This window comes from Sphingobium sp. Z007, assembly GCF_900013425.1.
Lineage (GTDB): Bacteria > Pseudomonadota > Alphaproteobacteria > Sphingomonadales > Sphingomonadaceae > Sphingobium.
In genome coordinates this window covers 832,756-847,061 of the sequence record NZ_FBXK01000001.1, presented here as the reverse complement: position 1 = coordinate 847,061, position 14,306 = coordinate 832,756, and the positions used below count along the sequence as shown (strand labels likewise).

The following is a 14,306-nucleotide window of genomic DNA, read 5'->3' as shown; positions in this document are numbered from 1 at the left end:
CATCGAGCAGCGAGGTATAGGGCGGCCAATGCTTGAAGAACCGGGCCTGATATTCGACGATCTCGTTGGGAACGCCATGATCGTCCATCCACTGACGGAAGGCAGGGATAAGCCGGCGGGTGTGAGGCTGCTCGGGCATTGCCGCCAACAAGGTCATGTCAGGGATTTCGCCCCGACGGACAAGTTCGATGATCATCGCGGTCGAGTTGGTGCCTGCCCCCCATGCCGCGACGACGGGCGCACGCTTGCCCGCGCTCATGCGGCCATCGCCAGCCAGCGGTCCGGCCACACCGGCGGCCTTGTCGTTACCCGATAGGCCTGAAGGGGCACGATCCCGCGAATGACATAATGCGGGATACCCGTGTCCCGCCGGAGGTTGAGGGCGATTTTATAGGCGTGATCGAATGAGCATAAGCGGTGCCGGCAAAGTGACAACCGGGCGGGCAGATCGGACGAGGGCATCATGGCCTCCATGCAGGAATAGATTCAGGCAGCGATTGACCGGTCGACATCGACCGCCGCAGCGGCGTTAAGTGCAAGAAGACTTTGGAGCGTGACGGGTGTGCGATTTGCCCGCCGGGTCCTGGGGCCTCGGGACGGCCTGGCCGGATCGTTGAACCGGCAACCGATACGCGCGGCATGCTTACCGATGACGGCGGGATCGCGGCCAAGCGCCTGGGCGACATCGACCATCGAGACGCCATGGGTCCAGGCATTGCGGATCGCCCGGTCCTCATGCGCGCTGAATGCGCGCATGAAGCCATGCACCAGCCCCAGGCGGTTGGCATGATAAAGGACAGCGCGCACGCCGCGACCAAGGTCTTTGGCAATGTCCCGTGTCGGTACCTTGCCATAATCCGCTCGCAACCGAGCTTCTTCCCCGGCCGTCCAGACAGGTCCCTGCCGAAACCCGTCGCGGCGGACATGCGTGCCGCGCAAGCCAAGCGCCTCTGCACGCCAGCGGATGGAATGCGGGCTGCGGCCAAGCCGCTCCCGCAGGGGCGTAAGGCTCGCCCCGGTAGCGTAGGCGTGGCGCAGCAGCTCGTCTTCCTCGATGATCCACGGCCTGCCCCACCCTCTGCCGTAACCCAGTTTGCGAAGGCGTTGGCCAAGGCTGCGACTGTTCCGGGTCGGAAAACCTTCGGCGGCAAGCGCCTGCGCGATGGCGACATAGCGCGCGCCGGTGGCCGCGAGTGCGAGTGCGCGAGCCATTTCCGCGTCGCTCCAGTCGTCCGGCTGGCAGGCATGGCGCAGACCCAGCGCCGAAGCGCGGGAGATGACGCCAGCGAAGGGACGGCCGATGAGGCTGGCAATCTGGGCGACGGGAACACCCTTGGCGTACCCGGCGCGAAGCTGTGCATCTTCCCAACCGCTATAGGGCGGCGATCCCGGTTCTGAGAGTCCGAGCAGTTGCGCACGGGCATAGAGGGCGCTCACAGCGCGGCCTAGGCGGGCAGCCAGTGTCGCGGTTGGTTCGTGCATATAGCAGCGCGCCAGTTCCTCATCCTCCCACGCGATCCAGGATCGCCGCGAGTTTCGGCGCAGGCCAAGATCATAGATACGCGTGGCGATGCTGGCACGCGATCGGCCCAGCATTGTGGCAATCTCCTCTAGCGTGCAGTCATCGGCGAAGGCGGCGCGCAAACGCAGCGTTTCATCGGGGAGCCATGCGTCGGCACGGAAAGCCAGTTCGGCAAGTGGCGCGGTTGTACCCGTTTGCTGGTCAGGGACGAACGGGATGAGTTCGACGATTTCAGCGTCGAGATCGAAGCTTGTCTCTTTCATGGCACTCTCCGTTCAGACCAGGCCGATAACGGGCGTATCGACGACACGCAGGCGCAACCGGGCAGACAGCCGCGCGATCCGCGTATCGCCGCGCGGCATGGTGTCGGACGCACCGATCGCGGCGAGCAGGTCGAGCCCGGCATCGATATCGTTCGCAGGCAGGGCAAGGTGCCGCACCAGATCGTCCGCCGTGGTGGCGTTGGGCGCTATGCTGCCCAGCGCGCCGACAATGCGGGCTGCGGCGGGGGCGGCGGGATCGAGGAGGAAGGCGTCGAGCGCACGTTGGCCTCGCATGGTCACCCGATCGCCCTTTGTCGGCATGACCTCGCGCAGGGCGTCAAGATCAAGCAGGGTTCGGCTCTCATCGGCATCAAGATCGGCGGCAGCGACGAGATCTGGCGTTCGCCCGATATGGGGAGTGATCGTGGTATCGATCTTCGCCAGCACCGGCGTTGCCGCGAGCGCGGGGCCAAAGGCGAAGAATTCGCCGGGCGGAAGCTGGCGCAACAGCGCCGCCTGATCGCTGCCGAACCCGAGAAGATCGGCAGCACGTGCCACGTCGCGATCAAAGACATTGAGGCCGATCAGATGATTGTGCAGTTCGGAAACCACCGAACTTGCGAGCTTGGCGAGACGCTGGGTCGCGATTATCGTGCCAATGCCGCGCTTGCGACCCCGCGCGCACATATCCGTCAAGGTGGCGACGCCCAGACGGCGGGTCTCCGCGTCGCGGGCCGAGGCTGCCATATGTGGCGCGAGCAGATGCGCCTCGTCGATACATACCAGCACGGTGTGAGCCCAATGTTCGCGCGGCGTCGAAAGCAGGCCCGCAAAGAAGGCCGCCGCTTTCTCGATGCGATGATCGGGCTCCAGATCGGTAAGGTCGAGATGGAGGGCGATACGATGCTGCCGCGTTCGCAGCGCGAGCGCTGTGAGACCATCATTGGCATATTCGCGTGCGATGACCGTCGTTGCGCCGATATGGGTAGCAAGGTTGGCGAACTCGCCTTCCGGGTCTATGATGATGGTCGTGAGATAGTCGAAGGCTTCTTCGATGATCCGGCGCAGCGTCTGGCTTTTGCCCGCGCCCGAAGATCCCTGAATCAGACAGCGCCCCGACATCAGCTTGCCGAGATCCAGTTCGAGCGGACCCGTCGAAGAGCGGCCGAGCGGGACTTTCGTGTCACGGGTGAAATCATGGTTGGCGATGGTCATCTGATGTCCTTCTTCACCCGGCGTCGCGCAGAGCGGCCGGAGATGCTGGTCGAGGGAATGGGCTTGAGGCGATAAATGGCTGGCGGCCTGGCGATCAGGGATGCTTGTGCTGCGATCACTCGATCGACTGTTCGGACAGCGTGGCGTCCTTTTCACAGGCCTCGCAAAAAGCTGCGTCGAAGACAGCGCCAAGCGCCCAGTCCTGGGCATCATCGTCCCAGCGCGCCCAGGCATCGCGCATCACCTCGGCGCTGCCACATGCAGAACAGCGGATCGTGATCCTGGCAGCGGGGTTTGCGGCATTGACCGATTTCCCGGCGTCGCCCGTTGCCTCCCCCTGCCCGGCCGCGAAGACCGGGAACCGATCGGAAGGCGGTTCATCACGGTCGAAGCTCAGCCAATTCGCGCCTGCCTTGCGGGCGTCCGACAGCAAAGCCCAGAATTGGGGCGAAAGCCCATCGGGACGCTCTGGCCAGTCATCGATGAAGCCAAGATGGACCCAGAAGCCATATTGGTGGGCCTCGATCGACAAGATCGGATGATCGACGATGATCCGGCCGCTCCTTCGCGGCGCGTACTGGATCAGCCGGTCGATGGCGTCATTCTCGGCGCGGGGAAGATGCGCTGTCGAACAGGCGCAGACGGGGAAGCGGCGCATGGCCGGTCTCCTTGATTGGGTTGGGACAGGGGCGACAGGCGCGGCGAGCAAACTCGGGCGCCCTTTCAATTCGGCAAGAAATCGACCGTGATGGCACCGCGCTCGGCGTGAATAACGATCTTGCGATCGAGCGGGATCAGCCAGCTCAGATTATCCCATGCGCTCATGTTGATGGCTTCGAGGGTGGCAGCGTCCTCCCCAAGGAGGATATGCGTAGCGTGCTGCCGCGCCTCGCGTTCGAAGGATCGCGACTGGGTGTCCCAGCTGTCGCAGTCGCCATCATCAGCCCCACAGAAGAACGTCGCATAGATCATGCGGCTCAGTCTGTCCGGGGTGATACCATCATCGCGCGTGGCCAGGATTATGGCCTCCGCAATATCCCAACCGCCATTGCGGCAGACGAGCGCCGGGATTTCGATGGAATGGACGCTGCGTGGCGCGTCCGTGCGACCGGTTTCACAAACCGTCAGCTCGATGACGATCCGGTCGACCAGGCCACAAGCGAAATCGGCGGGGAGACACATGTCGTCGTCATAGCGATGCACGGAGCCTTCCCGGTCGATGCGCAGTGAAATATCCCGGATGACCGGGAGATCATCATACCAGGCGTAGCCTTGCAGCGCGTCTTCCGCCTCGACGAGTTGCACATCCTCAATGGGCGGTTTGCCCCGCGCCAGCGCAAGCGCCTGCGCGATATCGGACTCCAGCGCCGGCACGATCAGCATTGCGCCTTCAGGAGCGATCATGCGGCTGCTGCGCCCATGACAGTCGTCGGCGGTCTGCGGCCGCCAGATCGCCAGCCCTGAGCGCGCCTGCGGCAGCGTGACGCTCAGCTCGCACGCCCGCTGCCAGGCAGTAAAGGGCAGCCGATGGTCCGGTCGGGTCGCGATGGCCTTGTACAGGATCTGCTCGGCAGCGTCGCGAAGGGCCTTCAATGCCGCGTTGTCGATAACCTCCTTGCGCGCCGGCAGAACCATATGAATTTCCGGCGCATCCATAATATCGATCCGGACCGTCCAGAGACTGCCATTGTCTTTTTCTTCCCGAACCGTCGGCAAGGCGCATTTGACGCGGTGCCCGTGAAAATTGATGCGTTGGTCTCTTGGCCAATCAGGATCCCGGTCATAGACACCGATACGGCAGCCGCAGGCGTTTTCGACAAACATGGCGTCCTTGAGAAAGTCTTCTCGGAGCAGCATCGCGCCGTTCAACATAATCGGTATGGGAAAATGGCGGGCGGCATCGGCAACGGCGGCGTGCAGGCCATGTATCCATTCGTCCGGCATTTCGATCGAGATCAGCGTGCCCTGATCGATCATTCCCTGCCCAAGGGCCAGCGGTGCGCCGCTGTCCCATGCGTCTGCCGGAATCTCGACTTTCCAGGCCGCGCCCGCAGAGGGGGAGAAGGACTGGATGTCGACCGCGCGGCCGGCCAGGCTGAACATGCCCATGCCGGCCGGGTCTTCGCTGCGGGCAATGTCATCGCCCCAGCCTGAATGTCCCAACATCAGCAGGGCGGCTGGATCGTCGATGCCGCAGCCATCATCCCGGATGTGCAGAAGGGATCGGCCTTCCTGTTCGGTCAGATCGACCGCGATGCAGGTGGCGCCGGCGCGTCTGGCATTCTGGAACATCTCATGAAGGCAGTCCCGGCTATCGCCTGAAAAAAGGCGTGAAGCGCGGCGGATCGCGTCCGGGCTGACGGCGCTATGGATCGTTGCGGGAAGGGGCATGACGGTCTCCCTGGTTCCGGACTGGAACCCATCACCCCTCCCCTCTTCCTTCCCTCCGTTTGTCTTCGAGGGCCATGCCGCCCGCGGATGGCACTGTGCATCCGATATTGCGGCAGCGGTCCCGGACTGCGAAGGACAAGGAATGCCTCAGGATCTGGATTCGCAACTCACCGACTTTCTGCGCCGCCTGCCGGACTGGATGCGGCGGGACATTTCCGCCGCCGACCCGGCGCGGCGTGAGCGCGCGGAAGAGGCGCTGCACGCCATGCTGCTTGCGCTGGTCAAGGGGACAGGACGGTCGGGAGGTGAAGACATCTGATGGCGACCTCTGGCAGTGGTAAACGCGGCACGGGCAGGGTGACGCTCGATGCGCTCCAAGCGCTGGGACCCGCGCGCCTTGCCCGGCTTGTCCTGGCCCAGGCGGAGCGTGACGCCATATTCGCCCGCGCGATCCGCATGGAGCTGGCGGCGAAGGACGATAGCGGGGCCCTGGCCCACGAAATCGACAAGCGGCTGAAGACCATTCGGCGTTCGCGCGGGTTCGTCGAATGGGACAAGGTAGGTCCGCTCGCGCGCGAACTCGACCAGTTGCGGGAAACCATATTAGGACCACTGGCCCAAACCTCGCTGAGCCAGGCGGTCGATTGCATGAAGCTGCTGCTGAGCCTTGCCGAACCGGTGTTCGAAAGGTCAGACGACAGCAGCGGTTCGCTGGGCACGGTGTTCCGGCAAGGCGGCGAAGATCTGGGCGGGCTGTGGGCCCGAGCCGATGTACCCGATGTCGAGCAGCTCGCCGGGGATATTTTAACGCTGATCGAAGGGGATGGCTATGGCGTGTTCGACGACCTGCCGGACGCAGCCTCCCCGGCTCTGGGACAGACAGGCCGCGCAGCCTTGCGACGGATGCTGCTGGAGCGGCAGGCGGGGCTGACCGGCCCGGAGCGACGGCAATTCGATTATAAGGTCGGCTGGCTGTTGCCCAAGCTCGCCGACCTCGACGGCGATGTGGACGCCTATATTGCGACAGTCGATCCTGAACGGCGTAATACGCTGCTCAATGCGCAGGTTGCCGCCCGCCTGATCGCGCAGGATCGTGCGGCAGAAGCTCTCGACTGGATCGACGCTCCGGTTGAGCGCTGCCATAATGAGCGCGAACTCGCCGATCTCAAATTACGCGCCTTTGAGGCGCTGGGCCGCAGGGACGATGTGCAGGCGCAGCGCAAGGCGATCTTCGACCGCTGGCTCGACGCTCAGGCGCTACGCGAATGGCTCAGGGCTTTGCCTGATTTCGAGGATGTCGCTGCGGAAAGGCAGGCTCTCGATCAGGCCATGACCTATGATCGAGCGACATCGGCACTGGCGCTCCTCATCGCCTGGCCTGATCTCAAACGCGCTGGGAAGCTGACCAGGGAGCGGTTCGAAGAGCTGGAAGCCCGGAGCTATGACACTCTGCGTCCTGCCGCCGAGGCTTTGTCTCAGGCCGATCCGGGCGGGGCCACCTTGCTATATCGCCGACTGGTGACTGGCGTGCTCGACCGGGCGAGTTCGAAATACTACCCCTATGCCGCGCGGGACTTTGCAGCCGCGACGGATTTGGCCGACCGTATCGCAGGCGATGTCGATGTCGTACCGCATGATGACTGGCTGGCCGATCTTCGCAAGGTGCATGGACGCAAGATCGGCTTCTGGAATCAGGTCGCGGGGAAATTCGGATAATCGCGGAGAATGCCGGGGCGGCCAGATTGGAAACCTCCCTACCAATGGTGGAGCGGCAGTCCGTCGACGTCACTGCCGTCACAGTCGAAGAGCAGGAACTGGAAGCCGTGCGCGCGGCCGAAGGCGATGAGCCGCAGTAGATCCTGCGGCAATTGCGCACGGCGGTCATCATCAATGGCGCGCGTCGGCACGAACCAGCCATAGACCGAAGCCGCGATGTCGATCGGTCGATCACTGGGCGGCCAGGACGCCCATTTATCGAGGCATGAGGCGGTATGAACCGTCAGATGGGCGGTCGATAATACACAATAGCGGCCTTGCTCGATCGATCCGGCAGCAAGGGGATACGGGTGTGCGACGGGCGCAATACGCATGCGATCCTTCGTGCAGCTTTCCGACGGATGACATTCGAAATAGCTTGATATAGCTTCGGTGTCGGACAGAGCGTTCGGGTCGCGCGCGTCGTCGATCTCGCTCCAATATTCACGGCAATAAGCAGCGATTTCCACGTCGAGAGCCATCGCATCGACTGCGACGTGGATATTCATTCCATGCCGATGTTCAATCACGGCAGTGTGGACCTCTATCGCCGGATGGTCCTCATGGCTGGTCCCGATCGCGGTTTGGCGGGGTGCGTCATATCCTATAGGTGGAAACGACGTCGATCTGACGTACCGAACGGGCGCAGTTGCGCGAATGACCGGACGGCGCGGATCTGACCAGTCGATCGTGTCGGCAATCCAACGGGGCACGAAATCCCAATCGAACGACAACGGATATTCGCCGTCGACAGTGCGCCATGCAGCCTCGACCGCATCGACCCAGCCTGCCACGATCAGACGCAGCGCCGCTGTACCGAGCGTATCGAAGCATGTGCGCAAGGCAAGCGCTAGACTGCTTGCATCGGGAGTGGTCGCAGCACGATCGCGCAGTTCTAGGACGGCTTCCCAAAGACAAGCAGCGGTTTCGAGATGGGATAATGTGTAGCGGGTCATGGAGATGGCTCCAGGAGGAGGTGGCACAGCGCCCACGGTTCGGACAGCGGCTGGATCGGCACACCCGTCCCAGGATTCCGGCTCGGAAGTTCTGTCATCGAGATTGATCGCAGAGCATGATCAGGCCGTGCGGACAGTGGCGGTTCGGCTGAGGTCAGGAATGCGCGCATCGTCATAGACGCTGTTTACCGACATCTGCAGCGCCTGTTGCTCCGCAGCAAACCAGGTGGATGCAGGAACGGTGTAAGTCTCGGTGGCATAGTATTCGCCGCCGCTGAAGAAGGCGATGTCGACGATAAATTGCGGCAGGGTAAGGGACGATTGGGCGCGCATGGCGGCATCCTTTCATGACGATGGCCACCCCGGCGAATGACCGGGATGGCGAGGAGGGAGGTGGAGAAGGCATGAGAGCGGCGGCGTCGGGCCTCAAAGCGCCTGTTCGAGCAGCTTTCTGGCCTTGTTTTCCAGATCGAGGCGGCTGTCCTGATGCGGCTTCGCGCGCGCCAGCGCCGTTATGCCCTGGACGAAGTCATAGATGGATTCCGGCGGACGGCCTTCCTCGGCCAGCACGGTCTGGATGATCTTTGCCGTCTCGGCCTTGGAAAAGCCGCGTTTGCGCAGGAAGGGTTCGCGCTCTTCCTCCTTGCGCGCGACGATCCGCTCGCGAGCGGCCTTGATGCCGGAGATGAAATGCGACGGCGAGGAGTTTGCGAAATGCTCAAGCGCGGGCGCGGCCTGATGCGCGAAACGGGCGGCGGCGAATTTCGAGTGGCGGATATTGACCTCCTCGAAATTCTCGACACCCCACAGGCACCGGTTGGCGCACACGCCGCGCAGATAGAAGGTCGCGATCCCGAGTGTTTTAGAGCCGACCTCACTGTTCCAGGCGTAGAACCCTCGAAAATAAAGGTCGGGATCGCCATTAGGGAGCTTGCCGGCTTCGATAGGGTGCGTGTCATCCACGAGGAACAGGAAAATGTCCCGGTCCGATGCGTAGAGCGTGGTCGTCTCCCTGGTGATATCGACATAAGGGTTGTAGGTCATGCTGCCCCAATCGATGGTTCCGGGCACCTTCCAGCGCGTGTCGCCGACGCCATCGCCGGCAAAGGCCATCACCGCCTGGACCAGTTCCCAGTCGAAGATCCTGCCATATTCCGACCCAGTCGCCGCCCGCAATTCGGTGCGACCATTCTCGGTCTGGAGCAGTTTGACCTGCTCGCCCCGGTGGTTGATCAACCCATGCTGCAGGTTGATGCCGGCAAGCGCGGCAGGCAGCTGCCGCAGATAAGAGGCCGGGGCACCGACGAGACTTGCTACCTGGCCAAAGGACCAGTTAGTGGGTGCAAGCGGTCGATCATCGCCCGGCGCCACCAGCATCAGCCGCTCTGGATTGTCGCTTTTCGCCTCGACCCGGATCGACCGGCTTTCAACGATACGCGTGGTCGCACGGTCCGCGCGGCCGCGCACGGCATCATAAAGATTGGTCAGCGAGAGATATTTCTCATCGTCGGGACGGGAGAACCACTCGGACGATACGCGGCTGCTCATGCGTCCGCGCGAGACATCGATCCGATAGGGCGCCGTAACGCAGGGGTTTTCGTTCATGGGGGCAAGGGTCGCCATGGAAATCGTCTCCTTGAGATGCAAAGCGACAGGTGCTTCACGGCCCCTGTCACATTCCCGCCCCTCCCTTCCCTTTCGCGCATCGCGATATGGGTTCACGAGACCCCGATCGGCGGCAGCAGGTACGACGGCGGCTTGTATGTTTTACAAATTGGCGTATATGTTCAACGAAAGGAGGTCGTGATGGCGACGAAGCACGAGGATCATCTGTCTCAGCGACATGAAGCGGTCGTGGCCGCTGCCAAGGCGGCGGGTTTGCTGTCGGGCACGAACAGCGCGGTCGGCGCCCGCGTGCCACGCGAACTCATCGATCGCGCCAAGATGCGCAGCGGCATCGCCTCGACCACCGATCTTGTCGAATATGCGCTCGCCAAAGTGGCGCTCGAAGATGATTTCGGAACCAGGCTTGTGAGGCGGAAGGGTGCGATCCCTGCGGACATTGCGCTTGGGATTTGATCGCAAGGCCTCGTTGCGCAGGATCAGGCCGCAGCGATCTGCTGCCAGGCTGGCGCGACGACCCGAAGAGGCATTGCCGCTCGTTCACAAGGCAGCTGTCATAGGCCGCGAGCTTCTGCTCGACACGTGTGTCTATATTGATGTGCTCCAGGGCAAGACACCGGTTGAAGTAGACTGTTTGCTGGAAAACAGGATCGTCAATCATTCCTGCGTGGCGCTTGCCGAGATGACCCACCTGATGGGCGCGCTCGATCCGGCCGACAAACGCACCGCGTCGGTCCTCAAGACGCTGGGACGGACAATCGACGATATCCCGGAGCATCGTCTGAGCGCCCCCTCCTCCCGCATGTTCGGAGAGGCCGGTATGCTGGCAGGCATGGTCACACGGCTTTGCGGCCAACCGCATTCAATCGCCCTTCTCAACGATGCCCTGCTGTTTCTACAGGCTGCGGCGACCGGCTGTGACCTGCTGACAGGCAACCGGCGCGATTTCGATTTTTTCGATCAGATCATTCCTGGGACGGGCGTCATCCTGTATTGACCCGTCACATAGGCGCGGGAACCCGACCATGCTCGCGACCGCCAGGATCGGTCAGGCAACATGCCAGCAGCACCAGCGTTCAGCCGCCTGGCGTGGACTGAGCAGGCCATGATTGCCGGCGCACCATGAACGAAAAGAAGGATCGAGCGCGAGTCCCGGATCGGCGAGCCGGTCGATGACGTCCTGCATGAAGCGATCGACTGGAGCGATGGCGGCCCCGGCTCGAACGTGAGCGACCGCAGCCTGAAGCTGCGTCACCATTTTCTCGGCTTCATCGATCGAAATATCCTCGATCGCACGCATGCCGCCGCGCGGTCCGCAGATGGCCAGGGTAATGATTGTTGTGCCAGTCGGTATCCGGCCCAGGGCGTCGATATGGACATGTCGGGACATGCCAATCTCCTATGATGTGAGGCGTGAGAAGGTCAGAAGAGGCTCAGCTGTCGCGGCATGGATCGCTGCGATGCCCTTGCTTCGCGCGATGGCGGAACGGCATCTCGCGGTGGTGATGGCGGACCTGCCTTCTTGGTAGCATGTGGCGCCGCCGCGGCCAGAGGCTCGTGACATCGACGAACGGCCAGCCGGGCATCCCATCCACCCAGAATATGGGCCGGTGTGCTCATGAATCCTTTTGCCATTCGTAGAGAAGGTGATCGTCGGGACCATATTGCGAACCGATGGCGATCCGGACAAGGCGACCATCGCAGGCAAAGGCAGATGCCCGGGGAAACGAAAGGTAGGAACGACCTTCGAGGATAAGGTCGCCGGAGCGCACTTTCGTGATTTCGCGGGTCGTTCCGAGAAGACGATGACCGGCGGGCGCGTCGATCAGCTTCAACCGGTCACCCGCTTTGATGCGCTTCTTGAACGCCGCCAACGATATGACTGGGTCGACGGGGTTGCGGATACCCTGACGTTTTGCCAATGCCGCCCAATAAGCCTGGCCGATGCGGACCTCGCAGTAGAAACTGCATGACCAAAAATCCTGCAAGGGATTGGTCCGCGTGAACCCGAACCGTTCCATTTGATCGCGCACCTCGCCAATAAAGGCGTCCTGCGCTTCACGGACGGTGAGGTCGTCAGGTGTATCGAGGATTTCCGCGATGACCTTGCGTCCGCCAGCAAATGTCTCGGTGCGGATCGCAAAGCTGGTGCCAGTAAAATGCCGGGCGAGATGGCGTTCGATCCGGGAGGCGAGCGATGGCAGCGCTTCGCCGGCGCGATAGAGATCACCTTCATAATGGAAATTGCCGCGTTCGTCATGGTCGGTCTGGCTATACAGGCGCGCGGACGCGCCCGGCGCGTTAGCGTCGGTCATGATGTCATCCTTATGGCTCGATCAGATTTGGAGGGGCGAGTGCGTCAGGCCAACGGCGATTCCATTGAGGGAGGCAAGCTGTGGTCTGCTTCATTTCGGGCAAGAGCCCAGCCGAGATAGCCAAGACGCGTGTCGCCGTTGGCGACCTCGGCCTGCCAATCGGCCGAGGGATATTGTGGATAGTCGATCCATGGATCAGGCGGTTCCACCGGTGGCGCCACTGCAGATCGGACCAACCGGCGCGCCAGTTCCTCCTGGGTGCTGGCAAATTCGACATGATCGGCAAATATCGCGCACCATCCTCCGCCAAAAGCGTCACGACGTGGGCGCGAACAGCCATAGCTCCAGTCGAACCCGACAGGCGCGGTCTGCAAGCTCTCCTGGCAACAGCGCCGAATGAGTTCAGCAATCGGACCAGGCTGGAAGTCGGTCGTGCCATAAATGGCGACGATGCACTCGGCTGCACCCGCAATCTCGATCTCAGCCCCGAAATGCGGGAAGTCGGGATCATCGAAGATTTCGAGCAGGCCGTTGAACGGATTGGCGAGATCGGTCGGCATGAAGGCGGCGAGGAATTCAGCGCTCGGTTCCCCCGGGGCAAAATCACCCAATAGATCGGACGCGTGCTGCCACGCCTCCTCGATCAACGCAGCTTCACGTGCCATGCAGGTGAAGGCGAAGGAAGCTTGAACATAATGGTCAGCCATGGACCGGCTCCATCATTGCTTCATCGATCGGTTCTTCATCGATGAGCACCAGCGGCGGCGGGTTCTGGCGTGCAAGCTGGTAGTCATTTTCGATTGCCACGATGCTTCCCAGTTCCCTAATGCGTTCGATCGAGAAGAGCTGCTGGTCATCTTCAGTCGTCAGATAGTGTCGCGGTTCGCCATGGCCCCTGTAAATGACGCGGACAGAGGGGAAGCTTCCCGTATATCCGCCCGACCATCGGACATAATGAAAGCCAAGACGTCGACATCTTTCTTCGATTCTCTCGAAGCATCCATTGGCCACTTCGTGATCCATCAAGGTGAGAGGATAATTTCCAGGAAGATAGGCGGGATCGAAGGGCGTTCCGTCCCAGTCGACAGCCACATTGTCGTTGCCGATCGCCTGAACGAGAACGGGATATTGCGAGCGTGGAATCACACCGCCTATCATGATATGCGCGGATACACGGTCGGCCATGATATGCCTTTCGTAGTTACTGGACTCCAGTCGGTCTCTCCATCCTCCCCCCCTCCCCTTTACCGGACCGTATGACCGTCACTCATTCCCGTCTTGCATGAGCTGCAGATTCCCGCATAGCTACAGCGCAGTTCCAGTCCGGCGATAACCGGCATCCTCCATTCGTTCCTCAACCAGGAGTCCTTTCGTGGCCGATACCGAGCAGCCTGATTTCACCGCAATGACGGTGCAGTTATTGAGCGCCTATTTCTCCAACAATCAGGTTCCAGCCGGCGACATCGCTGGCATCATCGAAGCGACCCGCGGCGCGCTTGAACGGAAGGCTGACGCGGAAGTGCCAGCGGCACCCGAGCATGTTCCTGCTGTATCGATCCGCAAGAGCCTTGGTTCACGCGAGCACATCATCAGCATGCTCGATGGAAAGCCGTACAAGACCCTCAAACGGCATCTGGCGGTCAATGGACTGACACCCGCGGAATATCGCGAGCGCTATAAGCTTCCCAAGGATTATCCCATGGTCGCGCCTGCCTATTCGGAACAGCGGCGCACCGTCGCGCAAAAACTCGGCCTTGGACGGCGGGTTGGCGCGAAAGCGCAGGATGCTGCTCCGGTGGTGGAAGCATCACCCGTAGTAGAGGCGGCGCCAGTTGTCGAAGCGACACCGGTTGTCGAAGCCGCGCCGCCAATTCCGACGGAAGCAAAGCCAAAGCGCGGCCGTGGTAAGGCGGCCGCTGCCAAACCCAGCGAACAGGCCGAAATCGTGGCGTCCGAGCCAAAGCCTGAACCTGCGACTGTGCCCGCAAAAGCGGAGGCCGCGACAATAAAGCCTGCCAGGAAGAAGCTGGGCGTAAGAACTGCAAAGGCCCCGGCAACAGCCCTGAAGGAACCGGTGGAACCCGCAGTATCAGAGCCCGCAAAGGCCAAACCTGCCAAGCCAGCCACCGGGAAAAGGACAGTTGGAAAGACTGCAACGCCAAAAGCTCCAGCATCCACGAAGCCGAAAGGCGCAGGGCGGCAGGTATCCGGTGTAAAGCAGAAGAAAGCGCCTGTTCCAGCACCGACATCTACGGAATAATGGTCA

At 62.0% G+C, this 14,306-nt stretch carries 17 protein-coding genes; 5 read left to right on the top strand and 12 right to left on the bottom strand.

The features are described from left to right. Positions 1-255: 255 nt before the first annotated feature. The 5 genes from CEQ44_RS03860 to CEQ44_RS03840 all read right to left on the bottom strand — a co-directional run bounded on the left by CEQ44_RS03860 (position 256) and on the right by CEQ44_RS03840 (position 5,292). A complete protein-coding gene (locus tag CEQ44_RS03860) occupies positions 256-474 on the bottom strand; it encodes a hypothetical protein (protein WP_088189811.1) in 219 nt (72 codons plus the stop codon). A gap of 12 nt (positions 475-486) precedes the next feature. Next, complete coding sequence (locus tag CEQ44_RS03855; protein ID WP_088189810.1) at positions 487-1,785, bottom strand: hypothetical protein; 1,299 nt, start codon at positions 1,783-1,785, stop codon at positions 487-489. Between the two features lie 12 nt (positions 1,786-1,797). Further along, positions 1,798-3,000: an ATP-binding protein gene (locus tag CEQ44_RS03850; RefSeq protein ID WP_088189809.1), complete on the bottom strand. Its 1,203-nt coding sequence runs from the start codon at positions 2,998-3,000 to the stop codon at positions 1,798-1,800. A 115-nt stretch (positions 3,001-3,115) separates the two neighbouring features. Then, complete coding sequence (locus CEQ44_RS03845; RefSeq protein WP_254913876.1) at positions 3,116-3,658, bottom strand: hypothetical protein; 543 nt, start codon at positions 3,656-3,658, stop codon at positions 3,116-3,118. Positions 3,659-3,723: 65 nt separating this feature from the next. Further along, a complete protein-coding gene (locus tag CEQ44_RS03840) occupies positions 3,724-5,292 on the bottom strand; it encodes an ATP-binding protein (protein ID WP_254914327.1) in 1,569 nt (522 codons plus the stop codon). 241 nt (positions 5,293-5,533) lie between these two features. Between CEQ44_RS03840 and CEQ44_RS24240 the strand changes: the two genes are divergently transcribed. Beyond that, the gene (locus tag CEQ44_RS24240) at positions 5,534-5,710 is read left to right on the top strand and encodes a hypothetical protein (protein WP_176401103.1); all 177 of its coding nucleotides are present in this window, start codon (positions 5,534-5,536) and stop codon (positions 5,708-5,710) included. Continuing rightward, entirely contained in the window at positions 5,710-7,107 is a 1,398-nt protein-coding gene (locus CEQ44_RS03835) for a DUF6880 family protein (RefSeq protein ID WP_088189806.1), read from the top strand. Before CEQ44_RS24240 ends, CEQ44_RS03835 begins: the two co-directional genes overlap by 1 nt. Before the next feature lie 38 nt (positions 7,108-7,145). Here the strand turns inward: CEQ44_RS03835 and CEQ44_RS03830 are convergent, their stop codons facing one another. The 3 genes from CEQ44_RS03830 to CEQ44_RS03820 all read right to left on the bottom strand — a co-directional run bounded on the left by CEQ44_RS03830 (position 7,146) and on the right by CEQ44_RS03820 (position 9,725). After that, positions 7,146-8,102 carry a hypothetical protein gene (locus CEQ44_RS03830; protein ID WP_088189805.1) on the bottom strand — a complete coding sequence of 319 codons (957 nt, stop codon included), beginning with the start codon at positions 8,100-8,102 and terminating at the stop codon, positions 7,146-7,148. A 120-nt stretch (positions 8,103-8,222) separates the two neighbouring features. After that, positions 8,223-8,435, bottom strand: coding sequence for a hypothetical protein (locus tag CEQ44_RS03825; protein WP_088189804.1), 213 nt, complete (start codon positions 8,433-8,435; stop codon positions 8,223-8,225). A gap of 93 nt (positions 8,436-8,528) precedes the next feature. Continuing rightward, entirely contained in the window at positions 8,529-9,725 is a 1,197-nt protein-coding gene (locus CEQ44_RS03820; RefSeq protein WP_088189803.1) for a DUF932 domain-containing protein, read from the bottom strand. Positions 9,726-9,908: 183 nt separating this feature from the next. On the opposite strand from CEQ44_RS03820, the gene CEQ44_RS03815 reads away from it, so the two are divergent. Beyond that, positions 9,909-10,181 carry a hypothetical protein gene (locus CEQ44_RS03815; protein ID WP_088189802.1) on the top strand — a complete coding sequence of 91 codons (273 nt, stop codon included), beginning with the start codon at positions 9,909-9,911 and terminating at the stop codon, positions 10,179-10,181. After that, positions 10,171-10,722, top strand: a complete 552-nt coding sequence (locus tag CEQ44_RS03810; RefSeq protein ID WP_176401104.1) for a type II toxin-antitoxin system VapC family toxin — start codon at positions 10,171-10,173, stop codon at positions 10,720-10,722. The genes CEQ44_RS03815 and CEQ44_RS03810 overlap by 11 nt, the downstream gene beginning before the upstream one ends. Before the next feature lie 51 nt (positions 10,723-10,773). On the opposite strand, the gene CEQ44_RS03805 is transcribed toward CEQ44_RS03810, so the two are convergent. From CEQ44_RS03805 to CEQ44_RS03790, 4 genes are all read right to left on the bottom strand, one after another. Continuing rightward, positions 10,774-11,115, bottom strand: a complete 342-nt coding sequence (locus CEQ44_RS03805) for a hypothetical protein (RefSeq protein ID WP_088189800.1) — start codon at positions 11,113-11,115, stop codon at positions 10,774-10,776. A 226-nt stretch (positions 11,116-11,341) separates the two neighbouring features. Next, the gene (locus CEQ44_RS03800; protein WP_088189799.1) at positions 11,342-12,040 is read right to left on the bottom strand and encodes a hypothetical protein; all 699 of its coding nucleotides are present in this window, start codon (positions 12,038-12,040) and stop codon (positions 11,342-11,344) included. Positions 12,041-12,084: 44 nt separating this feature from the next. Continuing rightward, entirely contained in the window at positions 12,085-12,747 is a 663-nt protein-coding gene (locus CEQ44_RS03795) for a hypothetical protein (RefSeq protein ID WP_088189798.1), read from the bottom strand. Then, on the bottom strand, positions 12,740-13,225 hold the full coding sequence (locus CEQ44_RS03790) for a hypothetical protein (protein WP_088189797.1): 486 nt from the start codon (positions 13,223-13,225) through the stop codon (positions 12,740-12,742). The genes CEQ44_RS03795 and CEQ44_RS03790 overlap by 8 nt, the downstream gene beginning before the upstream one ends. A 187-nt stretch (positions 13,226-13,412) precedes the next feature. On the opposite strand from CEQ44_RS03790, the gene CEQ44_RS03785 reads away from it, so the two are divergent. Then, positions 13,413-14,300 (top strand): MucR family transcriptional regulator, encoded by an 888-nt coding sequence (locus tag CEQ44_RS03785; RefSeq protein WP_088189796.1) that lies wholly within the window; start codon positions 13,413-13,415, stop codon positions 14,298-14,300. Positions 14,301-14,306: the final 6 nt, after the last annotated feature.

Excerpts from the sequence above, each read along its gene's own strand:
- CEQ44_RS03800 (WP_088189799.1), bottom strand. The coding sequence starts at position 12,040 with ATGACCGACGCTAACGCGCCGGGCGCGTCCGCGCGCCTGTATAGCCAG.
- CEQ44_RS03840 (WP_254914327.1), bottom strand. The coding sequence starts at position 5,292 with ATGTTCCAGAATGCCAGACGCGCCGGCGCCACCTGCATCGCGGTCGAT.
- CEQ44_RS24240 (WP_176401103.1), top strand. The coding sequence starts at position 5,534 with ATGCCTCAGGATCTGGATTCGCAACTCACCGACTTTCTGCGCCGCCTG.
- CEQ44_RS03820 (WP_088189803.1), bottom strand. The coding sequence starts at position 9,725 with ATGGCGACCCTTGCCCCCATGAACGAAAACCCCTGCGTTACGGCGCCC.
- CEQ44_RS03845 (WP_254913876.1), bottom strand. The coding sequence starts at position 3,658 with ATGCGCCGCTTCCCCGTCTGCGCCTGTTCGACAGCGCATCTTCCCCGC.
- CEQ44_RS03805 (WP_088189800.1), bottom strand. The coding sequence starts at position 11,115 with ATGTCCCGACATGTCCATATCGACGCCCTGGGCCGGATACCGACTGGC.
- CEQ44_RS03850 (WP_088189809.1), bottom strand. The coding sequence starts at position 3,000 with ATGACCATCGCCAACCATGATTTCACCCGTGACACGAAAGTCCCGCTC.
- CEQ44_RS03825 (WP_088189804.1), bottom strand. The coding sequence starts at position 8,435 with ATGCGCGCCCAATCGTCCCTTACCCTGCCGCAATTTATCGTCGACATC.
- CEQ44_RS03855 (WP_088189810.1), bottom strand. The coding sequence starts at position 1,785 with ATGAAAGAGACAAGCTTCGATCTCGACGCTGAAATCGTCGAACTCATC.
- CEQ44_RS03790 (WP_088189797.1), bottom strand. The coding sequence starts at position 13,225 with ATGGCCGACCGTGTATCCGCGCATATCATGATAGGCGGTGTGATTCCA.
- CEQ44_RS03815 (WP_088189802.1), top strand. The coding sequence starts at position 9,909 with ATGGCGACGAAGCACGAGGATCATCTGTCTCAGCGACATGAAGCGGTC.
- CEQ44_RS03830 (WP_088189805.1), bottom strand. The coding sequence starts at position 8,102 with ATGACCCGCTACACATTATCCCATCTCGAAACCGCTGCTTGTCTTTGG.
- CEQ44_RS03795 (WP_088189798.1), bottom strand. The coding sequence starts at position 12,747 with ATGGCTGACCATTATGTTCAAGCTTCCTTCGCCTTCACCTGCATGGCA.
- CEQ44_RS03835 (WP_088189806.1), top strand. The coding sequence starts at position 5,710 with ATGGCGACCTCTGGCAGTGGTAAACGCGGCACGGGCAGGGTGACGCTC.
- CEQ44_RS03860 (WP_088189811.1), bottom strand. The coding sequence starts at position 474 with ATGGAGGCCATGATGCCCTCGTCCGATCTGCCCGCCCGGTTGTCACTT.